The organism is Algihabitans albus (assembly GCF_003572205.1).
GTDB classification, from domain to species: Bacteria; Pseudomonadota; Alphaproteobacteria; order Kiloniellales; family DSM-21159; genus Algihabitans; species Algihabitans albus.
Map to the genome: position 1 here is coordinate 410197 of NZ_QXNY01000002.1, position 21579 is coordinate 431775.

Below are 21579 nucleotides of genomic sequence, written 5' to 3' on the forward strand. Positions count from 1 at the left end.
GGCTGTTGCGCGCTGATTGGGGCTTCGGGCATTGCCTCGGCGCTCACACCTGCATGATCTCGGCTTCTTTGGCGGAAAGAGTCTCGTCGATCGCCTTTACGTGCTCGTCCGTCAGCTTCTGGATGTCGTCGGAGATGCGCCGCTGCTCGTCCTCGGAAATCTCACCGTCCTTCTGCTGATGCTTCAGAGCCTCCATGCCATCGCGGCGTACGTTGCGAACTGCAACCCGCGCCTGTTCGGCATAGCGGCCGGCGACCTTCGTCAACTCCTGGCGGCGCTCTTCGGACAGCGGTGGAATCGGGATCCGGACCATATTGCCGTCGTTGGAGGGGTTGAGGCCGAGACCGGCTTCCCGGATAGCCTTCTCGGCCTTCGACACCATCCCCTTGTCCCAGACCTGAACCGTCAGCATCCGTGGTTCCGGGACGGAAACGGTTCCGACTTGGTTCAGCGGCATCTGCTGACCGTAGGCTTCGACCATGATCGGCTCGAGCAGACCCGTGGAGGCGCGGCCGGTGCGCAGCCCCGCGAATTCGCGCTTCAGGGCCTGCAGCGCGCCATCCATGCGTTTGCTAAGATCGCTTATATCGTCCGCGGCCATTGTCGTTGCCCCCTTGGAGAAACACTACGTCGGGTCTTCTTCGTGATCAGGCGTCGTCTTCGACGATCGTGAACAGCCCGTCGCCGCAGACGACCTTGGCGAAAGCGCCGGGCTGGGCGATGGAGAATACTAGTATCGGAATGTGGTTTTCCCGCGCTAGAGAAATGGCGGAATGGTCCATGACGCCGAGGTCGCGCGACAGGACCTCGTGATAGCTCAGGCGTTCGTAGCGCTTCGCATCGGGGTACTTCATCGGATCGGCGTCATAGACTCCGTCCACCTTGGTGCCCTTCAGCAAGGCGTCGCAGCGGATCTCGCAGGCGCGCAGGGCGGCGGCGGTATCGGTCGTGAAGAAGGGGTTGCCCGTGCCGGCCGCCAAGATGACCACCCGCCCCTTTTCCATGTGCCGAATGGCGCGGCGGCGGATGTAGGGTTCGCAGACCGCCGCCATCGGGATCGCCGACTGTACACGGGTCGGCACCTGGCGTTTCTCCAGAGCGTTCTGAACCGCCAGGGAATTCATCACAGTGGCGAGCATGCCCATGTGATCGGCCGCCCCGCGATCCATGCCCCGGGCCGCCCCGGATACACCGCGAAAGATATTGCCGCCGCCGATCACCAGGCAGAGTTCAATGCCCATCCCATGAACGGCTTCGATCTCCTCGGCCAGACGGTCGACCGTTTCGGGCTCCAGCCCGTAGTCGCGTTGCCCCATCAGAGCCTCGCCGGAGACCTTGAGAAGAACCCGCTTGTAGGTCGGCTGACCGTTCATTCCGTTGTTGCCCGATTCGCTGTTGGTTCTAGCCTAGCAGCAAAGGTGACGAGTCCCGCGCGCCACGCCTCCCAGGACGTAAAGATCCGGATTAGGCTCCCCGCGCCGCGGCCACTTCGGCGGCGAAGTCCGATTCTTCCTTCTCGATTCCCTCGCCGAGCTGAAACCGGGCGAATCCGGCGAGCGTGACCGGAGCGCCGAGATCCTTGGCTGCCTGCTCGACCACCTTCTTGACCTTGTTTTCCTGGTCGATGACGTAGACCTGCTCGAGCAGCACCACTTCTTCGTAGTACTTGCGCAGCCGGCCCTCCACCATCTTGGCGATGATGTCTTCGGGCTTGCCGGAGGCGCGGGCCTGGTCGCTCAGAATCTCGCGCTCGCGGTCGAGGGCCGTCTGATCGACGTCGCCGACGTCCAGCGCCTGGGGGCTGGCGGCCGCCACGTGCATGGCCAACTGGCGGCCGAGTTCCGTCAGCTTGTCTTTGTCGGCCGTCGACTCTAGGGCGATCAAAACCGCGATCTTGCCGAGCCCGTCGGCCACACCCGCATGGATGTAGGAGCAAACGACGCCGTCGCCGACCTGAAGCTGCGCGGTGCGGCGCAGATTCATGTTCTCGCCGATCGTCGCGATCAGGTTGGTCAGTTCTTCCGAAACGCTGCGGCCAGTGCCGGGGTAGTCGAGCCCTTGCAGCACTTGCAGGTCCCCCTTGGCCTGCAGCGCCAGCTCGGCGACCTTGGCGGCGAAGGCTTGGAACTGCTCGTTCCGAGCCACGAAGTCGGTCTCGGCGTTGACTTCGGCGACGGCGCCGGCGGTTCCGGAAACAGCGACCGACACCAAGCCTTCCGCCGCGGTGCGGCCGGCTTTCTTCGCGGCCGCCGATAGGCCCTTTTTACGCAACCAGTCGACGCCGGCTTCCAAGTCGCCGTTCGATTCGGTCAGCGCCTTCTTGCAGTCCATCATGCCGGCGCCGGTCTTGTCGCGCAGCTCCTTCACCAGGGCGGCAGTGATCTCGGCCATCTTTTTTCTACCCTCTTGCGTCTCAGCGCTACGGCCAGGCGGCCGGCAGGCCTCAATAGAAATTCGTCATGACCCGGCGTCAACGTGAGAACGGCGGCCGTTCGGAGCCGCCGCTTCTCGTTCCCCAGGCGCCCGTCCCGGCCTCAGGCTTCGGCGGGCTTCGTCTCTTCGGCGGCCGGCGTTTCGCTTGCCGGTCCCTTAACCTCGGCAGCGCTCGCTGCGCTGCTGCTTTCATTCGGCACGTCCGCCTGCGGCGTTTCGGCGGGGGTCTCAGCGGGAGGTTCGGCAACAACGGCCGGCTCATGCGGAACGTCCGCCGAGGCGCCGATATCGCCGCCCGACGCCATGACTTCCTGCTGCAGGCCGTCGAGGATCGCCTCGACCGCAAGATCGCAGTAGGTCTGGATGGCGCGGATCGCGTCGTCGTTGCCCGGAATCGGATGGGCGACCCCGCTCGGATCGGAGTTGGAGTCGAGCACCGCGATCACCGGGATGTTGAGCACGTTGGCCTCGTTGATCGCCAAGTGCTCCTTGTTGGTGTCGATTACGAAGATCGCATCCGGCAGACCGCCCATGTCCCGGATCCCGCCCAGCGCGCGCTCGAGCTTGTCGCGGTCGCGCGTCATGATCAGCAGCTCCTTTTTCGTCAGGCCGCTGTCTTCGTCGGCCAGACGCGTGTCGAGCTCCTTCAGGCGCCTGATCGAGTGGGAGATCGTCTTCCAGTTGGTCAGCATGCCGCCCAACCAACGGTGATTGACGTAGTACTGACCGCTGCGCTGAGCCGCGGCGGCCACTACTTCACTGGCCTGGCGCTTGGTGCCGACGAACAGGACGCGTCCGCCGCCGGCCGCCACCTGACGCAGAAAGACCAGGGCCTGGTGAAACAGGGGAACGGTCTGCTGCAGATCGAGGATGTGCACGTTGTTGCGCACCCCGAAGATGTAGGGCGACATCTTCGGGTTCCAGCGGCGCGTCGTGTGTCCGAAGTGAACGCCGGCTTCAAGCAGCTGGCGCATAGAGAGATCGGGAAGAGCCATGGCTCGACTGTGTCCTTCTTTTGTCCGGTTCGTACCTCCGCGAGCCGCCGATCCGATCCCGGTCATCTGGCAAAAGCCACCGGAACTCGGACACCGGAGAGGTCGTACGGAAGTGCAAGGGACCGCCGAACGACCGATGAAGCCCGCGTGTGGGGTTTGGATATGGCGCGGGTGATACCCGCCAATGCCGCAAATTGCAAGCGCGCGTACCGCTTTCAAGAGGGGTAGGGCATCGCTTCGCCCGTCCTCGGGAACAGGATCGCCTCGGATGGAATCGCTCAGGCGAGTCCATCCGAGGCGTGAATCCTACACTTTCAGAAATCTGGAAAGCGATTCACGTCCCACCTGGGAGGATCGCGCTCTAGAGATCGGTTACATGCAGGCCGGGAATCGCTTTGATCGCCTGGCGGGCCGCTTGCGGCAGATTGTAGGTCTGCGGCAGGTCGATCTCCGCCTCCTCCCCGCGGGTCAAGGATAGGACCAGGCAAACCGGGCTCTGGCCCTGCCCCTCGCGCTCCAGAAGCTTCTGGAGCTGCGGCAGCGGTTCCGGGGTATCGGCATAGATCCGCAGGCCTGCGGCGGTTTTGGCCAGGGACGCTTCAAGGTCCTCGAACCGCTGAGCCAGCAGGCGCAGGTCGCTCTCCTCCGCACCGCCGCCGCCGCCGCGGTCGTCGAGGGCCGCCTCGACCAGAAGCGGACGCCCGCTGTCCAGCAGCTCCCGGCTCTGAGCCAGGACCTCGGCGAAGACCATCACTTCGAACTGTCCGGAACTGTCCGACATCTGCACGAAGGCGAAACGGCTCCCCTTCTTCGAAGTCCGCTCCTGCTTGCCGACGACGATACCTGCCAGCCGCTTGCGCGGCTCGCCCTTGAAAGGTGTCTTTCTGAGATCGGCGTAAGCGATCACCTGCTTGCGAGCCAGCAGCGCCTCGTAGCCATCGAGCGGATGGGCGGAGAGATAGAAGCCGATGGCGTCGAACTCGCGCTGCAGGCGCTCCATGCCGGACCAGTCGATCACCTTCGGCAGTTTCAGCTCGCCGGCCTGGCTGTCCTCGCCGCCGCCGAACAGGCTGACCTGATCGCTGATGCGTTCGTCGGCCGCTGTCGCCGCGTGGCGCATGACGGTTTCGGCCGCCTGGAAGACGGCATGGCGATTGGGTTCGAGGCTATCGAAGGCTCCGGAGGTCGCCAGATTTTCGATGGTCCGCTTGTTGATCTGACGCGGATCGAGCCGCTGCGCGAAATCGGACAGAGAGGTGAAAACGCCCCTCTCCCGCCGCTCGACCGACAGCTCCGTCATGGCGCCACGGCCGACGTTCTTGAGGGCTGCCAGAGCGTAGCGGATGGCCTTGCCCTCCTCGTCCTCCTCGACGGCGAAGTCCGGGTCGGACCGGTTCACGTCAGGCGGCAGCAGGCGGATTCTCAGGCGGTCCAGCTCCTGACGGTAGCCGCCGAGCTTGTCCGTGTTGGTCATGTCGTAGGTCATCGACGCGGCCAGGAACTCGACCGGGTGGTTCGCCTTCATGTAGGCGGTTTGATAAGCGACCAGCGCATAGGCGGCGGCATGGGACTTGTTGAAGCCGTAGCCGGCGAACTTGGCGACCAGGTCGAAGATCGCCGAAGCCGTTCCCTTGGGCACGCCCTTGGCTCCGGCGCCGGAGACGAAAATCTCGCGCTGGGCATCCATCTCGGACGCGATCTTCTTACCCATGGCCCGGCGCAGCAGATCGGCGCCGCCGAGGCTGTAGCCGGCCAGCTCCTGGGCGATCTGCATCACCTGCTCCTGATAGATCATGATCCCGTAGGTCTCGACCAGGATCGGCTCCAGGGTTGGATAGAGATAGTCGGGCGTCTCGTCCCCGGCCTTGCGTTTGATGTAGCTGGGAATGTTCTCCATCGGGCCCGGCCGATAGAGCGACACCATGGCGACCACATCCTCGAAGCGGTCCGGCTTGAGCTTCCGCAGCGCATCGCGCATGCCCGAGCTTTCAAGCTGGAACACGCCCACCGTGTCGCCGCGCGCCATCACCCGGTAGGCCTCCGCATCGTCGAGCGGCACGGTCTCCAGATTGAAGTCCGCTTCGCGTTCGCGCACCAAGGCAACCGCGCGGGTCAAAACAGTCAGAGTCTTCAGCCCCAGGAAGTCGAACTTCACCAGGCCGGCCTGCTCGACGTACTTCATGTTGAACTGAGTGACCGGCATGTCCGAGCGCGGGTCGCGGTAAAGCGGCACCAGTTCGTCGAGGGGCCGATCGCCGATCACCACGCCGGCGGCGTGTGTCGAGGCGTGACGGTAGAGGCCCTCCAGTTTGAGCGCGATGTCGATCAGACGGCCGACGGTCTGGTCGTTGTCGCGTTGGAACTGCAACTCCGGTTCGCCCGCGATTGCCTGTCCCAGCGTCACCGGGTTGGCTGGATTGTTGGGCACCAGCTTGCAGATGCGGTCGACCTGGCCGTAGGGCATCTGCAAGACGCGCCCGACGTCTCTCAGGACCGCGCGTGCCTGAAGCTTTCCGAAAGTGATGATCTGGGCGACCCGGTCCCGACCGTATTTCTCCTGCACATACTGGATGACCTCGTCCCGGCGGTCCTGACAGAAGTCGATGTCGAAGTCCGGCATCGACACGCGCTCGGGATTGAGAAAGCGCTCGAACAGCAGGTTCCAGCGGATCGGGTCGAGGTCGGTGATCTTCAGCGACCAGGCGACCAGCGAACCGGCGCCGGAACCGCGGCCCGGACCGACCGGGATCTCCCGGTTCTTGGCCCACTGGATGAAGTCGGCCACGATCAGGAAGTATCCGGGGAACCCCATCTGGGTGATGGTGCCCAGTTCGTGTGCCAGCCGTTCCTTGTACTGAATCTCGGCCCGTCTCTTCTCGTCCTCGCTCTCGAAGAGGGGGAGAACCCGCGTCTCCAGGTACTCCGCCAAGCCGCTCTCGGCTTGAGCGCGCAACTCGTCGCTTTCGGAGCGCCCGGCGGCGGTCTCGTAAGCCGGCAGGATTGGAGCAATCGTTTTCGGATAGAAGCTGCAGCGCTGCGCGATCACGACCGTGTTCTGCAGGGCTTCCGGCAGATCGGCGAAGAGCGCAGCCATCTCCTCGGCAGACTTGAAGCGATGCTCGGGCGTCACCCTGCGCCGCTGCTCATGGTTCACGGTCACGCCCTCGGCGATGCAGAGCAGCGCGTCGTGGGCCTCGTAAAGATCGGCCGTCGCGAAGAAGGGTTCGTTGGTTGCGACGAGCGGCAGATCGTGCGCGTAGGCCAGCGCAATCAACCGCTCTTCGATCGCGGTCTCGACGGTCAGCCCGTGACGCTGAAGTTCAACGTAAAGATTGCCGGGAAAACATTTGGAAAGGCGCGATAAGACTTCTTCCGCCAACTTGTCCTGCTGTTCCTCCAGCAGCCGTCCGACGGTTCCTTTCGGACCGCCGGTCAGCGCGATGAGACCCGTACCGCGCAGCTCCAGGTCATCGAGAAGAACGTGAGGTTCGCCGCCCGCTTCCGTCTCGAGGTAGGCCTTGCTGACCAGCTTGAGGAGGTTTCGGTAGCCCTCCTCCGTGGCGGCGAGCAGAACGATCTGATCGGGTGCCGGGGCGGTTGCGCTCATGCCGTTGGAGTTGGCCTGCGCATCGACCCGCGCCACGCCCAGTTGGCACCCGATGATCGGCTGCACCCCGGCATTCACGGCTTCGAGCGAGAACTCCATGGCGCCGAACAGGTTGTCGCTGTCGGTCAGACCGACCGCCGGCATGCCCTGCTCTACGCAGAGCTTGACCAATTCCTTGACCTTGATCGCCCCTTCGGAGAGCGAATAGGCGGAATGGGTCCGGAGATGGATGAAATTCACGTCGGGCATGGCCCCATGGTGCCGCGATTCGTGGTCTCAGCGGAACCGGCGGGCCTTCGTAATCTGTGGATTACTCAGCCGGCAGCCCTCCGACCAGATGCCCTTCCTCCAGGCGAACGATGCGGTCCATGCGGGCGGCCAGCTCGTAGTTGTGGGTCGCCAGCAGGGCCGCCAGACCGGCGCCGCGCACCAGCTTGACCAGTAGGGCGAAGACGGTGTCCGCCGTATGGGGATCCAGGTTGCCGGTCGGCTCGTCCGCCAGCAGCAGCTTGGGCGCGTTGACCAGGGCGCGTGCGATGGCGACACGTTGCTGTTCGCCACCCGAGAGGCTGGCGGGGCGATGCGTCGTCCGTTCGGTCAGTCCGACCATCTCCAGCAGCTCGAGCGCGCGAGTGGTCGCCTCACGCCGGGACAGCCCGGCGATCATCTGCGGCACCACCAGGTTCTCCAGGGCGGAGAACTCCGGCAGGAGATGATGGTACTGGTAGACGAAGCCGATCTGCTCACGTCGCAGCCGCGTCCGTTCGCGGTCGCCCAGGCGCTGAGCCTCCGTTCCGGCGATTCTGATGACGCCCTGGTCCGGGCGCTCCAGCAAGCCGCAGATGTGCAACAAGGTCGATTTACCGGATCCCGAGGGCCCGAGCAGCGCCACCATCTCGCCCGGCTGCAGATCGAGATCCAGCCCGCGCAGCACCGGCAGTTCCCGTCCCGCCTGGCGGAACGTCTTGCCGATGCCGTCGAGCTGCAGGGCCGCGCTACTCATAGCGGAGGGCTTCCACGGGATCGAGGCGGGCCGCCTGCCAGGCCGGCAGCAAGGGCGCGAGGAAGGAGATCCCCAAGGCCATCGCGATGACCTGCCAGACTTCGTTCCAGTCGACGACGGCGGGCAGCCGGGTCAGAAAATAGACCTGAGGGTTGAAGACCTGGGTGCCGGACAGCCTTTCGACCCAGCCCTGCAGGGTCTGGATGTTCTCGATGAACAGCAGGCCGAGCCCCAGCCCGGCAAGCGTACCGAACAGTCCGATCGCCGCGCCCGACATGAAGAAGACCCGAAGGATCAGGCCACGCGGCGCGCCCATGGTGCGCAGGATCGCGATGTCGCGTCCCTTGCCCTTCACCAGCATGTACTGGCCGGACAGGATGTTGAAGGCAGCCACCAGGATGATCAGCGAGAGGATCAGGAACATGACGTTCCGCTCGACCTGCACCGCATTGAAGAAGCTGGAGTTGGCGCTTTGCCAGTCCGTGATGCGCAGGGCCTGGGTCACCTGCTCGTTCAGCGCCCCGCGGACTCCGGCGACCTGGTCCGGATTGTCGACCATGATCTCAATCGCATTGACCCCTTCCGGATGGCGGAAGAAGACCTGCGCCTGCGTCAGCGGCATGTAGATGAAGGAGTTATCGTACTCGTGCATCCCGACCTCGAAGAAACCGAGGATCGGATAGGCTTTCATGCGCGGGATCGACCCGACGGCCGTTCGGCTCATCTGCGGGCTGACCAGGGTGATGCGGTCACCCTTGTTCAGACCCAGCGACCGCGACATGCCGATTCCGATCAGCACGCCCTCGCCTTCGGCGAACTCCTCGAGCGAGGTTTGCCTCAGATCGCCGATCATCTTCGGCCTGTCGGCCAGGGCCTCGCCCGAGACACCACGAACCAAAGCGCCATTGGCGCGGCCGTCGGACATCACCATGACCTGACCCTGGACCTGCGGCGTGACCGCTTGAACGTGGGGGAGTTGGCGCAGTCGCTCCGCGAGGCTCGGATAGTCGGTGATGCTTTGATCGCCGGTCGAATGGAGCGTCAGATGACCGTTCACCCCAAGGATGCGATCCAGCAATTCGACCCGAAAGCCGTTCATCACGGCCATGACGATGATCAGGGTCGCGACGCCCAGCGCGATGCCCAGCAGCGAGAAGACGGCGATCACCGAGATGAAACCTTCCTGCCGGCGCGAGCGCAGGTAGCGCAGCGCCATCAGGCGTTCGACGGCTCCGAACAGCATGCCGCCCTTTACTCCCTCCTAAGCCCCGGTGAGGCGCGACAGCGCCGAGTCCAAGGACACCTCCTCGCGCTCGCCGGTCGCACGGCGCTTCAGCTCGACAATGCCGCGTTCTAACCCGCGAGGACCGACGATCACCTGCCAGGGCAGGCCGATCAGATCCATCTCGGCGAACTTGGCGCCGGCCCGCTCGTCCCTGTCTTCGTAGAGCGGATCGAGCCCTGCCGACTGGAACTTGGCATAGGCCTCGTCGCAGGCTGAGGTACAGGCGGCGTCCGACGCCTTCAGATTGATGAGCGCGACGTCGAAGGGGGCCACCGCGTCCGGCCAGACGATGCCGGCCTCGTCGTGACTGGCCTCGATGACCGCACCGGCGAGCCGCGAGACCCCGACCCCGTAGGAGCCCATATGGACGTCCGTTTCGCCGCCCTCCGGCAGCGCCACCTTGGCGCCCAGCGGTCCCGAGTACTTGGTTCCGAAGTAGAAGATATGCCCGACTTCGATCCCGCGTCCCTCATAGCGCCGATCCTCCGGCACCTGCGCGGTGAAGGCCTCGGGCTCGTGCTTCTCATCGGTCCGGGCATAGAGACTGGTGAAACGCTCGACCACGCCGGCGACCGCCGCGTCATCGCCGTAGTCCACGTCGCTGGCCAGAACGTCGGCCTCCAGGAACTCGCGGTCGCAGAAGACGTCGCTCTCGCCGGTCTCCGCCAGGATAATGAACTCGTGGCTTAGATTGCCGCCGATCGGACCGCTGTCGGCCTCCATCGGGATCGCCTTCAGGCCCATGCGCGCGAAGGTCCGCAGGTAGGCCACGAAGAACTTGTAATAGGACCGGCGGGCACTTTCGTAGTCGATGTCGAAGGAGTAGGCGTCCTTCATCAGGAACTCGCGCCCGCGCATCACGCCGAAGCGAGGCCGCACCTCGTCGCGGAATTTCCATTGGATGTGATAGAGCAGCTGCGGCAGGTCGCGATAGCTCTTCACCGAGTTGGCGAAGATGTCGGTGATCAGCTCTTCGTTGGTGGGGCCATAGAGCATGTCGCGCTCGTGCCTGTCCTTGATGCGGAGCATCTCCGGCCCGTAAGCCTCGTAGCGGCCCGACTGGCGCCAGAGGTCGGCCGACTGGATCGTCGGCATCAGCACTTCCTGAGCGCCGGCCCGGTTCTCCTCCTCCCGCACGATCTGCTCGATCTTCTTCAGCACCCGGAAACCGAGCGGCAGCCAGGAGTAGATGCCAGCCGAGGCCTGGCGCACCATACCGGCCCGCAGCATCAGACGGTGAGAGACGATCTCGGCTTCCTTGGGGGTCTCGCGCAGGGTCGGCAGAAAGAAACGGGAGCGGCGCATTCCAGAGCTCTTTTAGGTGATGGGGCGCCGGACAGTCCCGGCAAAAGGCGCCGGGACCCTACGCAATGGCCTTGGACTTGTCCATTACGTCACCCTCGCCCGGCGCCGCGGCGAAAAATGGGCGCGATTGAGGCGTCACCGCGAGCTTTATTGGAGGTCGTTACTGGGCTGTGTCACTGGGTTGGGGCGGCCAGGATCTCGCGACAGCGCTCGGACAGCTCCCAGGCCTTGTCGTTCTGGAGAGGTTGACCATTGAAGGTGACCCGGCCGTCCCGATTGACGGTGACCTCGCCGACGGCCAGAGTCGTCGCCGACTCGGGCCGGCCGTCCAGGCGTGCCGCTTCCGCATCGAGCGCATCCAGCTGCGCCCGCAGGTCCGCGTTGTCCGGCGCGGCGGCAACCCGCGCGGCCAGGATCCGTCGTTCGCTCTCCAAGGTCCGGCGTTCGGACGTGCTCAGCGGATTCACCTCAATAAGGAACGTGAAGGTCTCCGGCAATTCGATCGGGTTGGCGCCATAGAGGTCGGCCGGCGCGACGGGCTTGCCCCGCGCGTCGACACCGGGCTGATAATCGGCGGACACATCGGCATCGGGCAGATGACGCACGAGCTGCGAGCAGTCGGCGCGCGTGATCGTCACCTCGAGCGGCTGAGCGGCTGCCGAGATGGAGCAGAAGGCGCAGAAGGCTGCAATCAAACCGTAGCTTTCACGCATCGGCTGAGGGTAATCTCGGTGAAGTTGCCAAAAGACTAAGCAGGTCTGGAACAGGCTGCACGCGCGAGGGCAACGGGGGAAGCAAATTCCAGGAGGCGTTCGGACCAACGCGGGCGGCGGCAGGCGCGCCGCTCCAGGACGATGTTGTTGGGGGGTCGGATAGACATGTTGGAGAAATTCTTCGATCTGCGCGGTCACGGGACCACGGTGAAAACCGAGGTGATCGCCGGGATCACAACCTTCCTGACGATGGCCTATATCGCCTTCGTCAACCCGGCCATCCTCTCCGATGCGGGGATGGATTTCGGGGCGGTCTTCGTGGCGACCTGTATCGCGGCGGCCGTCGGTACCCTGATCATGGGGCTCTACGCGAACTACCCGATCGCGCTGGCGCCGGGCATGGGCCTCAACGCCTTCTTCACCTACGGCGTCGTGCTCGGCATGGGGCACACCTGGCAGGTGGCACTGGGGGCCGTGTTCCTCTCGGGTATCCTTTTCGTCATCCTGTCGATCCTGCCGGTGCGCGAGTGGATCATCAACGCCATCCCCAAGGGCCTGAAGATGGCGATCTCCGCCGGAATCGGCTTGTTTCTCGGTATCATCGCGCTCAAGAACGCCGGGATCGTCGTCGATCATCCGGCGACCTTGGTGACCATCGGCGACCTGACGGCCTGGCCGGCGCTGCTCGCGCTGTTCGGCTTCACGATCATGGTCGCCCTCGACCGTCTGCGCGTGCCCGGCGCGGTCATCATCGGCATCCTGGCCATTACGGCCATCGGCGTTCTCTTGGGCGTCAGCGAGTTCAAGGGCGTCGTCGCCCTGCCGCCCGACCCCTCCCCGACCTTCCTGCAACTCGACCTTGCCGGGGCCTTCAAGATCGCGCTGCTGTCGGTCGTCTTCACCTTTCTCTTCGTCGATCTGTTCGACACGGCCGGGACGCTGATCGGCGTCGCTCACCGGGCCGGGCTGCTCGACGCCGAAGGCAAGCTGCCGCGGCTGCGGCAGGCTCTAATGGCCGATTCCTCGTCGTCGGTGATCGGCTCTGTAGTCGGCACGTCCACAACCACGAGTTACATCGAGTCCGCCGCGGGCATAAAGGCCGGCGGGCGGACGGGCCTGACGGCGGTGGTGGTCGCCCTGCTCTTCCTGTTGACGCTTTTCTTCGCACCGCTGGCAGGAACGGTTCCGGCCTTCGCGACGGCACCGGCACTTCTGTTCGTCGCCTGCCTGATGACCCGGGGTTTGGCGGAGATCGACTGGGAAGACGTCACGGAGTACGCGCCGGCGGTGCTAACGGCCCTGGCCATGCCGCTCACCTTTTCGATCGCTCATGGGATCGGTTTGGGCTTCATCGCCTACGCCTTAGTGAAGATCCTGACCGGCCGTATTTCCGAGTGTTCGGTTGCCGTATTGATTATTGCCGCAGCTTTCGTGCTCAAGTTTGCTTTTCTGTGAGCAAAGTGGAAAGCGGACGGGCAATCACAGAAGGAATATTTCAGGCGCGAGGCAGGTTGCGCAAAAAAGTGGCAAAAAATTGGTGACTCTCTGAGTCGGATCGGCTATCAACACAACAAGAAAAGTTTATCGGTGACTCAACACCGGAAAAGGCCTGATCACGGCCCAAGTTTACGGAGGAACGTCGTTCGAGAAACCGCCAGGCAGGTTTTCGAAACCGGCACACAAAGGTGGATCCGAACGGGTTAATTGAGGCAAGCCTTCCGAACGGAGGCTTGCCTTAATTTTTGACAAATCCTGAATTTCTGACCGACCATGCCGAACGGCTGATAGGGAATGCATGCTGCGGATTTGGGGGCGCACCAACTCGATCAACGTGCAGAAGGTCCTCTGGACCCTCGACGAGCTCGGTCTCGACTATGCGCATACTCCCGCCGGGCGCGAACACGGCAAGCTCGACGAAGCCTGGTTCGCAGACCTCAATCCGAACCGCCTTGTCCCCGTGATCGACGACGATGGTTTCGTGCTCTGGGAGTCCAATGCGATCGTTGGCTATCTCGCCGCACAGTACGGCAAAGGCCGACTTTGCCCTAGCGACGAGCGACAGCGCGCCGAGGCCAGGCAGTGGATGGACTGGGCCACCACGACGGTCGTGGCGGCCATGACCCCCGTCTTCTGGGGGCTGGTCCGGACACCGCCGGAACAGCGCGATACGGCCGCCATCGACAAGGGGATCGCAGCCTGTCAGGCGGCCTTCGGCTTGCTGGACGCAAAGCTGGAGGGGCGCGACTACCTGCTCGGTGAAACCCTTACGATGGCGGACATTCCCCTTGGCTGTGCCGTCTATCGCTGGCATGCCCTGGAGGTGCCGCGCCAGAGTCTGCCGCATCTGGAGGCTTGGTACGCGCGTCTGCGCGATCGCCCGGCCTACCCGTCGCGGGTCATGCTTCCGCTCAGCTAGATCCGGGTCGGCTAACGTGACACCCGAGGAGCTCGGCTCGCGCCACCCACGCCTCTACCACGTCACCGAACCGGGTGCCTGGACGCGGATCCGCGATCTCGGCCTTCTCAGCACGAGCCGGATCCTCGACCTCTTCGAGATCGAGGGCCCAGAGCGAGTGCGCTTGGAGCGCCGTCGGCGACCGGAGGCGGTTCCGCTGACGCATCCTCGATGGGGGAGCGTGGTCCTTAACGACCAGATGCCGCTTCGCGAAACGGCGCTGGAAGCTTGCCTGGACGACGACCTCACTCCAGCGGATTGGCTGGCGATGTTGAATGCCCGGGTCTTCTTCTGGTCCGACGAGGATGGGCTTGCGCGCATGCTCGGCGCCCGCATGAACCGGGGACGCCCGCGCGATGTTCTCGTCTTCGACACGCTCAGCCTGGCGCGTGTCCACGGCCCGGCTATGGAAGTCTGCCCGATCAATTCCGGCGCCACTATCCGGCGCCCTGCCCGCCGGGGTCTCGGCACTTTCACGCCAATCGACGAGATGTCTTACCGGGACTGGTCGCGAAGACGCGGAGGGCGGGATCGAATCCTGGAGGTCACGCTCAAGGGCGGCGCCCGGGATATCGCAGATCATCTCGTCGAGCGTCGGCAGACCGCGCCGTCTGGATGAGCGGCGATTTACCGCTCGGTTTCGACCTGGAAGGGATCGCCGCCGACAAACTCTCGGAACGAGACCAGTTCGCTCTCGACGGCGGCGTAGATCGCGAGCCAGACGACACTTGAAATGACTGTGGTGACGATGACCTTGCGGAGCAGCCGCGGGTGCTCGGGGGCACTGGGCGCATGGCCCGGCTCCGGCGTTTCCGGCGGGCGGGCGCCCCAAGGCAAGACCATGAAGATCACCACCCACCAGACGATGACGAAGACGATGATGCCGGTGAACCAGCTCATGGTGGGCCGTTTTTCCTGACGATCAATGCGAAAGGGGCGTGACTAGAGCCTGTTGTGATCGTATGGACTCGCTTCGCGGTTCCGCCGATCACAAGAAACATACTCTAACACTTTGAATCTAGACCAGATTTAATGTAATCGCCGGACCCAATACGTGGGTCCGACTGATCACTGTCCGGTCTAGACCTGCTCGAGCTCGACCAGGGTTCCGGAAAAGTCCTTCGGGTGCAGGAAGAGCACCGGCTTTCCATGCGCCCCGATCTTCGGCTCGCCGTCGCCCAGCACCCTTGCCCCCTCCGTCTTCAGCTTGTCGCGCGCGGCCAGGATGTCGTCCACCTCGTAGCAGACATGATGAATGCCGCCGGAGGGGTTCTTGGCCAGAAATCCGGCGATGGGGGAGTTCTCGCCGAGCGGATGGAGCAGCTCGATCTTCGTGTTGGGCAGTTCGACGAAGACGACCGTCACCCCGTGATCGGGTTCGTCTTGCGGGTCCGAGACTTTCGCCCCCAGGGTGCCGGCGTAGCTGGCGACGGCCGTCTGCAGGTCCGGCACCGCGATCGCCACATGATTCAAGCGTCCGATCATCGCACCTCTCTCCTCTCCCGCCGATCACAGGAAATATACTCTAACTATCTATCCGGCCTAGCATTGGACCCGGATGACCTGTACCTCGACCACCGGCTTCTTGCCCAGTTCCCTTTGCAACGTGCGGCGCACCGCAATCCGCACGGCTTCTGCGGTGGCCCGGTCGTCGTGGCGGTCGTGGCGGCTCAGGGTATGCAGCGCGGTGGCGATCGCCTGCTCGAGCGCTTCCGTTACCTCGGCCTCTTCCTTGAGGTCGTAGAGACCGCCGGCGGCGATCCGCGGCGAGACGACCGGCGCGCCCTTGCCGTCCAGCACCAATGTAACCACGGCGGATCCATTGATCACCATCCGCCGGCGCGTGCGAATCACCGGACTGTCGACCGGCCGCAGAATGTCGCCGTCGAGCGCCAGGCGCCCGGAATGAACGTGATCGACGATCTGTGCCGGGCCGGGTGCGAGGCGCACGAGCGCTCCGTTCGCGCCGACGATGCTTTCCGGCACCTGACATTCGCCGGCGAGCTTGGCGTGAGCCTCCAGATGGCGTCGCTCGCCATGCACCGGCACGGCAATCCGCGGGCGCGTCCACTGGTACATCTGGGCCAGCTCGTCCCGGCAGGGATGTCCCGAGACATGAACCGGCCGCTCGTCCGCGCCGACGATCTCGATGCCTCTGGCCGTCAGGAGATTGTAGAGCCCGTGGATCGACTTCTCGTTTCCGGGAATGACCCTGGAGGAGAAGACGACGGCATCGCCCTTGCCGAGCGAAATCTGCGGATGATCGTCGTTGGCGATGCGCCATAGGGCAGCGCGCGGCTCGCCCTGGCTGCCGGTCACCAGCAGCAGAATCTCGGAGTCCGGCAGGTAACCGATGTCGCGCACGTCGAGGAGCGGCGGCAAGTCGTCGAGGTAGCCGGTTTCGCGCGCAGCCGCCCAGATGCGGTGCATCGAGCGGCCGACCAGCGCGACCTTGCGGCCGTTCTTCTCCGCCGCCCTGATCACCGTTTCCAACCGCGCGACGTTGCTGGCGAAACAGGCGACCGCGACCTTGTTTTCGAAGCGCCCGATCAGCTCCTCCAGCTCGCTGCGAACCTCCAGCTCGGAGCCCGACTGACCGGGCACCAGGGCGTTGGTCGAGTCGCAGACCAGGGCCAGCACGCCCTCCTCCGCCACCTCGCGCAGACGCTTGTCGTCGTAGTCGTCGCCGATCAGCGGATCGGGATCGAGCTTCCAGTCCCCGGTGTGAACCACCATGCCGGCACCCGTGCGCAGAACCACCGCATTCGGTTCCGGGATCGAATGGGTCAGCGTCACGAGCTCGATGTCGAAAGGCCCGATGTCGAGACGGCTCCCGAGGGGAATTTCGGTGATCTCCGGCGTTTCCTCGAGGCCCTCGTCCGCCAGCTTGCGACGCAGGAGCGCCGCGGTGAAGGGCGTCGCGTAGATCGGGCAACGCAGCTCCGACCAAAGCCAGGGCACGGCGCCCAGGTGATCCTCGTGCGCATGGGTCAGCACCAGGCCGGCCAGCTCTTCCGCCCGCTCCACGATGAAGTCGGGGTCGGGCATCACCACCTCGATCCCCGGCAGATCATGCTCGCCGAACGCAACGCCGCAATCGATCATCAGCCATTTGCCAGCGTGGCCGTAGAGGTTGAGGTTCATGCCGATCTCGCCCGTTCCGCCGAGCGGCAGGAACAGAAGTTCGTCGGACCCCGGTGCGGGAATATCGCTCATCGGCGCATCCGATCGGCCTCATAGAGCAACCGCAAGCCGCGCAGGGTCAGATCCGGATCGTCGTGTTGGATCTCCGCGCTCGACTGTTCGAACAGCGGCGCCAGTCCGCCCGTTGCGACAGTGGTCAAATCTTGTCCTCGTTCAGCCTTGATGCGCGCGATCAGACCTTCGATCAGTCCGACGTAACCCCAATACACGCCCGACTGCATGGCCGAAACCGTGTCCGTGCCGACGATCCGGTCCGGTTTGGCCAAGGGCACGCGCGGCAGGCGCGCCGCTGCCTGATAGAGCGCTTCCATCGAAAGGTTGATGCCGGGGGCGATGATCACGCCCTCCAGGCCGCCGTCCGGATCGATCACGTCGAAGGTCGTGGCCGTGCCGAAGTCGATGACGACCAGGGCGCCCTCGTAGGTCGCATGGGCGGCCACCGCATTGGCGATGCGGTCGGCACCGACCTGCTCCGGCCGCGCCACACGCAGAGGCACGTCGCTGCTCCGGATCGCCTCCTCCACCGCAAGCGGTTCGATCCCGAGATGATGCCGGCAGAGCCGGTCGAAGGCGCGTTGAGCCGCCGGCACCACGTTGGACACGATGGCACCCTGAATCGCGGAACGTTCGATCCCCTCCAAGGTCATCAGGGAGGTGAGCCAAACGACATACTCGTCGGAGGTGCGGCGTGGGTCGGTGGCGATCCGCCACTTGGCGCGCAGCTCGCTGCCTTCGTAAAGCCCTGCGACGCAGTTCGTATTGCCGCTGTCAATGGTGAGCAGCACGGTTCCTACCTCTCGGCCGGAAAGACATCGCCGGCGGCGATGGTCCGGACGCCGCCGTCGGCCAGCTCCAGCAGCAGACGGCCGTCCGGATCGAGGTCGCGAAAGACCCCGCCGAGCGTCTCCTGCGGTAAGCGAACCTGGATCTCCTCGCCCTTACTCGCGGCATGGCGCAGCCACGCAGCGCGCACGGGTGCGAAGCCTTCGTCCAGCCAGCGGTTGACCCAACCCAGCAAATGGCGGCCGAAAGCCTCCAGCAAATCCACCTCGGTGATCTCCGGGGGCGTCCCCTCGAACCGGAGCGACGTGGCCGGATAGGCGGTATCCTTCGGAAAGGACGCGACATTGGTGCCGAGACCGAGCAGAAGCCAGTCCAGCGTACCGTCGGCCAGCGACTTCGATTCCAACAAGATACCCGTCACCTTGCGACCGTTAAGCAGGACGTCGTTCGGCCACTTATAGGTAACATCCAGCGGCGGACAGACGCTGCCGATCGCGTCGCCCATGCCGACGGCGGCCGTAAATCCGAGCTGTGCCGCATCGGCCGGACTGCATTCGGGCCGCAGGATCAGGGTCAGATAGAGGTTGCCCCTGGGACTGTCCCACTCCCGGCTCTGGCGCCCGCGTCCGGCGGTCTGTTCGCGGGCCCAGACCAGGGTACCGTCTTCGGCTCCCGCCTCAGCCAAACGGCGGGCCTCCTCCATCGTGGAGGCGACGCTGTCCAGGGACACCAGTCGATAGGCGGTCGGAAGCTTGGGACTGCGGGAGGCGTCTTTGGGAGGAATCATCCCGAAACCGCGAAGAAGGCGCGTGCCGCTGACGCCGCGCTGTCGACCACGGGACCCGGCACGACGAAGAAGAAGAGAACCGCCACCGCCGTACCGCCGATCACCAGGCTGAGTTCGCGGCCGATCGGCCGGTCGAAGCCTTCCACCGGCTCGTCGAAATACATCAGCTTGACGATGCGCAGGTAGTAGTAGGCGCCGATCACCGAGGTCAGGACGCCGATCACGGCCAGCACGTAGAGTCCGGCCTCGATGGCCGCGAGGAAGACGTAGAGCTTGCCGAAGAAGCCGGCGAGCGGCGGCATCCCTGCCATCGAGAACATGAAGATGGCGAGCGCCAAGGCCATCAGGGGATGGGTCTTGGATAGTCCCTTCAGGTCCTCGATGTCTTCGACCATCCGCTCCTTCTGGCGCATACAGAGGATGCAGGCGAAGGTTCCGATGTTCATCAGGACGTAGATGGCCATGTAGATGGCGACGCCGCGAATGCCCTCGGGCGTGCCCGCCGAGAGTCCGACCAGCGCGTAGCCCATGTGCCCGATCGAGGAGTAGGCCATCAGCCGCTTGATATTGGTCTGCTGAATTGCGGCCAGCGCCCCCAGGATCATCGAGGCAATGGCGATGAACACTACGATCTGCTGCCACTGGTCCGCCAGTTCCCCGAAGGGGCCCATCAGGACCCGCACGATCAGTGCCATGGCGGCGACCTTGGGCGCGGCGGCGAAGAAGGCGGTGACCGCGGTGGGCGAACCCTCGTAGACGTCGGGCGTCCACATATGGAACGGCACCGCCGAGATCTTGAAGGCCAAGCCGGCCGTGACGAAGACGATGCCGATCAGGGCGCCGAGCGTCACCCCCTCGCCCGCCGCGGCCTGCGCGGTAAAGATATCCGCCAGAGTGGTGAAGGACGTGGTTCCGGTGAAGCCGTAGACCATCGACATGCCGTAGAGCAACATGCCGGAGGATAGCGCACCGAGAACGAAGTACTTCAGCCCCGCCTCGCTGGACCGCAGCGTGTCGCGCCGGAAGGCGGCGATCACGTAGAGTGCCAGGGATTGCAATTCGAGACCGATGTAGAGCGAGATCAGGTCGTTGGCCGAAACCATCATCAGCATGCCGACGACGGCAAAGACGATCAGGACCGGATACTCGAAATGGTCCATCTGCTCGCGGCGGATGTAGCCGAAGGAAATGACCAGGGTTAGCGCGGCCGCGACGAGGATCAGCACCTTCATGAAGTCGCCGAAACCGTCGTTGATGAAAAGGTCGTTGAAGGCGAAGGTCGCCCGCTCCGGCCCCAACAGCAGCAATGCCAGGGTTCCGATCAGAGCCGCCACGGCTAGGATCATCGCTGTCTGCGTCGCCTGCGCCCGCGAGTAGACGCCGACCAGAAGAATGGCGATGCCGGCGCAGGCCAGAAACACTTCCGGCAGCGCGGCGATCAGGGAGAGGGTCAGGCTTGCGACGTCCATGGGTTAACGACTCAATTCAGAGGCCAGAGGCGGGCGAGAGACGTCCCTTCGGACGTTGCCAGTGCCAACTCGTAGTTCTCGATGAGGTTGGCGACGGAGGCATCCATGACTTCGAGCAGAGGCAGCGGATAGACGCCGAAGATCAGCGCGGCCGCCAGCAGTGGTGCGAAGACCGCCTTCTCCCGCCAGGACATGTCCTGTAGCGACAGCAGGTCCTTCTTGGTCAGAGCCCCGAAGATGACGCTGCGGTAGAGCCAGAGCATGTAGGCGGCGCCCAGAACCATGCCGCTGGCGGTCAGCAGGGCGACCCAGGTGTTCGCCTGGAACGCGCCCATGATGACCAGGAATTCGCCGACGAAACCACTGGTGCCCGGCAGACCGACGCTCGCCAGCATGAAGACCATGAAGACCAGGGCGTAGCTTGGCATGTTCTCGGCGAGACCGCCGTAGCGCGCGATTTCGCGCGTATGCAGCCGGTCGTAGATGACTCCGACACACAGGAAGAGAGCGGCCGAGACCACGCCGTGACTCAGCATCTGGAAGATCGCGCCCTCCAAGCCCTGCTGATTGACCGTGAAGATACCGATCGTCACGAAACCCATGTGCGCCACTGAGCTGTAGGCGATCAGCTTCTTCATGTCCTTCTGCGCCAGGGCGACCAGCGAGGTGTAGATGATCGCCACCACCGAAAGGGTGAAGACCAGGGGCGTGAAGAACTCGGACGCCTCGGGCAGCATCGGCAGCGAGAAGCGCAGGAAGCCGTAGGCCCCCATCTTCAGCAACACGCCGGCCAGGATCACGGAGCCGGCGGTCGGCGCCTCGACGTGGGCGTCGGGCAACCAGGTATGGACCGGCCACATCGGCACCTTGACGGCGAAGGAGGCGAAGAAGGCCAACCAGAGCCAGATCTGCATCTGGAAGGGGAAGTTCTGCGTCATCAGCGTCGGGATGTCGGTAGTCCCGGCGTCGAAGTACATGGTCAGCATGGCCAGCAGCATCAGCACCGAGCCGGCCAGGGTGTAGAGGAAGAACTTGAAGGCCGCGTAGACGCGCCGCGCCCCGCCCCAGATCCCGATGATCAGGAACATCGGAATCAGCACGCCCTCGAAGAACATGTAGAAGAGAACGAAATCGAGAGCGCAGAACATGCCGACCATCAGGGTCTCGAGGACCAGGAAGGCGATCATGTACTCCTTGACGCGGGTCTTGATGGCATCCCAGCTCGCCAGCACGCAGAGCGGCGTCAGCAGGGTCGAGAGCAGCACGAAGGGCATCGAAATGCCGTCCACGCCCATGTGATAGCTGATGTTGAAGTCGGGCAGCCAGTCGACCCGCTCGACGAACTGGAACTCCGCCGTCCCGCGCTCGAAGCCGAACCAGATCAGCAGGCTGAGCGCGAAGGTGATCAGGCTGGTCCAGAGCGCCACGTAGCGGGCGTTGCGCGCCACCACCTCTTCCTCGCCACGGATGAAGAGAATGAAAGCCGCACCCAGCAGCGGCAGAAACGTTACCAGAGAAAGAAGCGGCCACTCGCCCATCG

The 21579-nt window shown here is 64.3% G+C and carries 19 protein-coding genes; 3 read left to right on the forward strand and 16 right to left on the reverse strand.

What is annotated here, in order from left to right; genetic code table 11:
* Positions 1-43: 43 nt before the first annotated feature.
* The 9 genes from frr to DBZ32_RS03565 all read right to left on the reverse strand — a co-directional run bounded on the left by frr (position 44) and on the right by DBZ32_RS03565 (position 11341).
* Entirely contained in the window at positions 44-601 is a 558-nt protein-coding gene (frr, locus tag DBZ32_RS03525; RefSeq protein ID WP_119165717.1) for a ribosome recycling factor, read from the reverse strand.
* Positions 602-647: 46 nt separating this feature from the next.
* Entirely contained in the window at positions 648-1373 is a 726-nt protein-coding gene (gene pyrH, locus DBZ32_RS03530; protein WP_119165718.1) for a UMP kinase, read from the reverse strand.
* 91 nt (positions 1374-1464) lie between these two features.
* The gene (gene tsf, locus DBZ32_RS03535) at positions 1465-2391 is read right to left on the reverse strand and encodes a translation elongation factor Ts (protein ID WP_119165719.1); all 927 of its coding nucleotides are present in this window, start codon (positions 2389-2391) and stop codon (positions 1465-1467) included.
* 143 nt (positions 2392-2534) lie between these two features.
* Positions 2535-3428 carry a 30S ribosomal protein S2 gene (gene rpsB, locus DBZ32_RS03540; protein ID WP_119165720.1) on the reverse strand — a complete coding sequence of 298 codons (894 nt, stop codon included), beginning with the start codon at positions 3426-3428 and terminating at the stop codon, positions 2535-2537.
* A 361-nt stretch (positions 3429-3789) separates the two neighbouring features.
* Positions 3790-7284, reverse strand: coding sequence for a DNA polymerase III subunit alpha (gene dnaE, locus DBZ32_RS03545; RefSeq protein WP_119165721.1), 3495 nt, complete (start codon positions 7282-7284; stop codon positions 3790-3792).
* A gap of 61 nt (positions 7285-7345) precedes the next feature.
* Positions 7346-8038 carry an ABC transporter ATP-binding protein gene (locus tag DBZ32_RS03550; protein ID WP_119165722.1) on the reverse strand — a complete coding sequence of 231 codons (693 nt, stop codon included), beginning with the start codon at positions 8036-8038 and terminating at the stop codon, positions 7346-7348.
* On the reverse strand, positions 8031-9281 hold the full coding sequence (locus tag DBZ32_RS03555; RefSeq protein WP_119165723.1) for a lipoprotein-releasing ABC transporter permease subunit: 1251 nt from the start codon (positions 9279-9281) through the stop codon (positions 8031-8033). The genes DBZ32_RS03550 and DBZ32_RS03555 overlap by 8 nt, the downstream gene beginning before the upstream one ends.
* A gap of 18 nt (positions 9282-9299) precedes the next feature.
* The gene (gene proS / locus DBZ32_RS03560; protein ID WP_119165724.1) at positions 9300-10628 is read right to left on the reverse strand and encodes a proline--tRNA ligase; all 1329 of its coding nucleotides are present in this window, start codon (positions 10626-10628) and stop codon (positions 9300-9302) included.
* Between the two features lie 173 nt (positions 10629-10801).
* Positions 10802-11341 (reverse strand): hypothetical protein, encoded by a 540-nt coding sequence (locus tag DBZ32_RS03565; RefSeq protein ID WP_119165725.1) that lies wholly within the window; start codon positions 11339-11341, stop codon positions 10802-10804.
* 165 nt (positions 11342-11506) lie between these two features.
* Here DBZ32_RS03565 and DBZ32_RS03570 point away from each other — a divergent pair, with 165 nt between their 5' ends.
* From DBZ32_RS03570 to DBZ32_RS03580, 3 genes are all read left to right on the forward strand, one after another.
* Entirely contained in the window at positions 11507-12796 is a 1290-nt protein-coding gene (locus tag DBZ32_RS03570) for an NCS2 family permease (RefSeq protein WP_119165726.1), read from the forward strand.
* A 340-nt stretch (positions 12797-13136) separates the two neighbouring features.
* Complete coding sequence (locus tag DBZ32_RS03575; RefSeq protein ID WP_119165727.1) at positions 13137-13757, forward strand: glutathione S-transferase family protein; 621 nt, start codon at positions 13137-13139, stop codon at positions 13755-13757.
* Between the two features lie 16 nt (positions 13758-13773).
* The gene (locus DBZ32_RS03580; protein ID WP_119165728.1) at positions 13774-14415 is read left to right on the forward strand and encodes a DUF7002 family protein; all 642 of its coding nucleotides are present in this window, start codon (positions 13774-13776) and stop codon (positions 14413-14415) included.
* 8 nt (positions 14416-14423) lie between these two features.
* Here DBZ32_RS03580 and DBZ32_RS03585 read toward each other — a convergent pair whose 3' ends face one another.
* The 7 genes from DBZ32_RS03585 to DBZ32_RS03615 all read right to left on the reverse strand — a co-directional run bounded on the left by DBZ32_RS03585 (position 14424) and on the right by DBZ32_RS03615 (position 21577).
* Positions 14424-14696, reverse strand: a complete 273-nt coding sequence (locus tag DBZ32_RS03585; protein WP_119165729.1) for a DUF1467 family protein — start codon at positions 14694-14696, stop codon at positions 14424-14426.
* A 180-nt stretch (positions 14697-14876) separates the two neighbouring features.
* On the reverse strand, positions 14877-15281 hold the full coding sequence (gene mce / locus DBZ32_RS03590; protein WP_119165730.1) for a methylmalonyl-CoA epimerase: 405 nt from the start codon (positions 15279-15281) through the stop codon (positions 14877-14879).
* Between the two features lie 57 nt (positions 15282-15338).
* On the reverse strand, positions 15339-17012 hold the full coding sequence (locus tag DBZ32_RS03595; RefSeq protein ID WP_119165731.1) for a ribonuclease J: 1674 nt from the start codon (positions 17010-17012) through the stop codon (positions 15339-15341).
* Positions 17009-17785, reverse strand: coding sequence for a type III pantothenate kinase (locus DBZ32_RS03600; protein ID WP_119165732.1), 777 nt, complete (start codon positions 17783-17785; stop codon positions 17009-17011). The genes DBZ32_RS03595 and DBZ32_RS03600 overlap by 4 nt, the downstream gene beginning before the upstream one ends.
* Positions 17786-17790: 5 nt before the next feature.
* The gene (locus tag DBZ32_RS03605; protein ID WP_119165733.1) at positions 17791-18570 is read right to left on the reverse strand and encodes a biotin--[acetyl-CoA-carboxylase] ligase; all 780 of its coding nucleotides are present in this window, start codon (positions 18568-18570) and stop codon (positions 17791-17793) included.
* The gene (gene nuoN, locus DBZ32_RS03610) at positions 18567-20039 is read right to left on the reverse strand and encodes an NADH-quinone oxidoreductase subunit NuoN (RefSeq protein WP_119165734.1); all 1473 of its coding nucleotides are present in this window, start codon (positions 20037-20039) and stop codon (positions 18567-18569) included. Before nuoN ends, DBZ32_RS03605 begins: the two co-directional genes overlap by 4 nt.
* 11 nt (positions 20040-20050) lie before the next feature.
* Complete coding sequence (locus tag DBZ32_RS03615) at positions 20051-21577, reverse strand: NADH-quinone oxidoreductase subunit M (protein WP_119165735.1); 1527 nt, start codon at positions 21575-21577, stop codon at positions 20051-20053.
* Between the last annotated feature and the right edge of the window lie 2 nt (positions 21578-21579).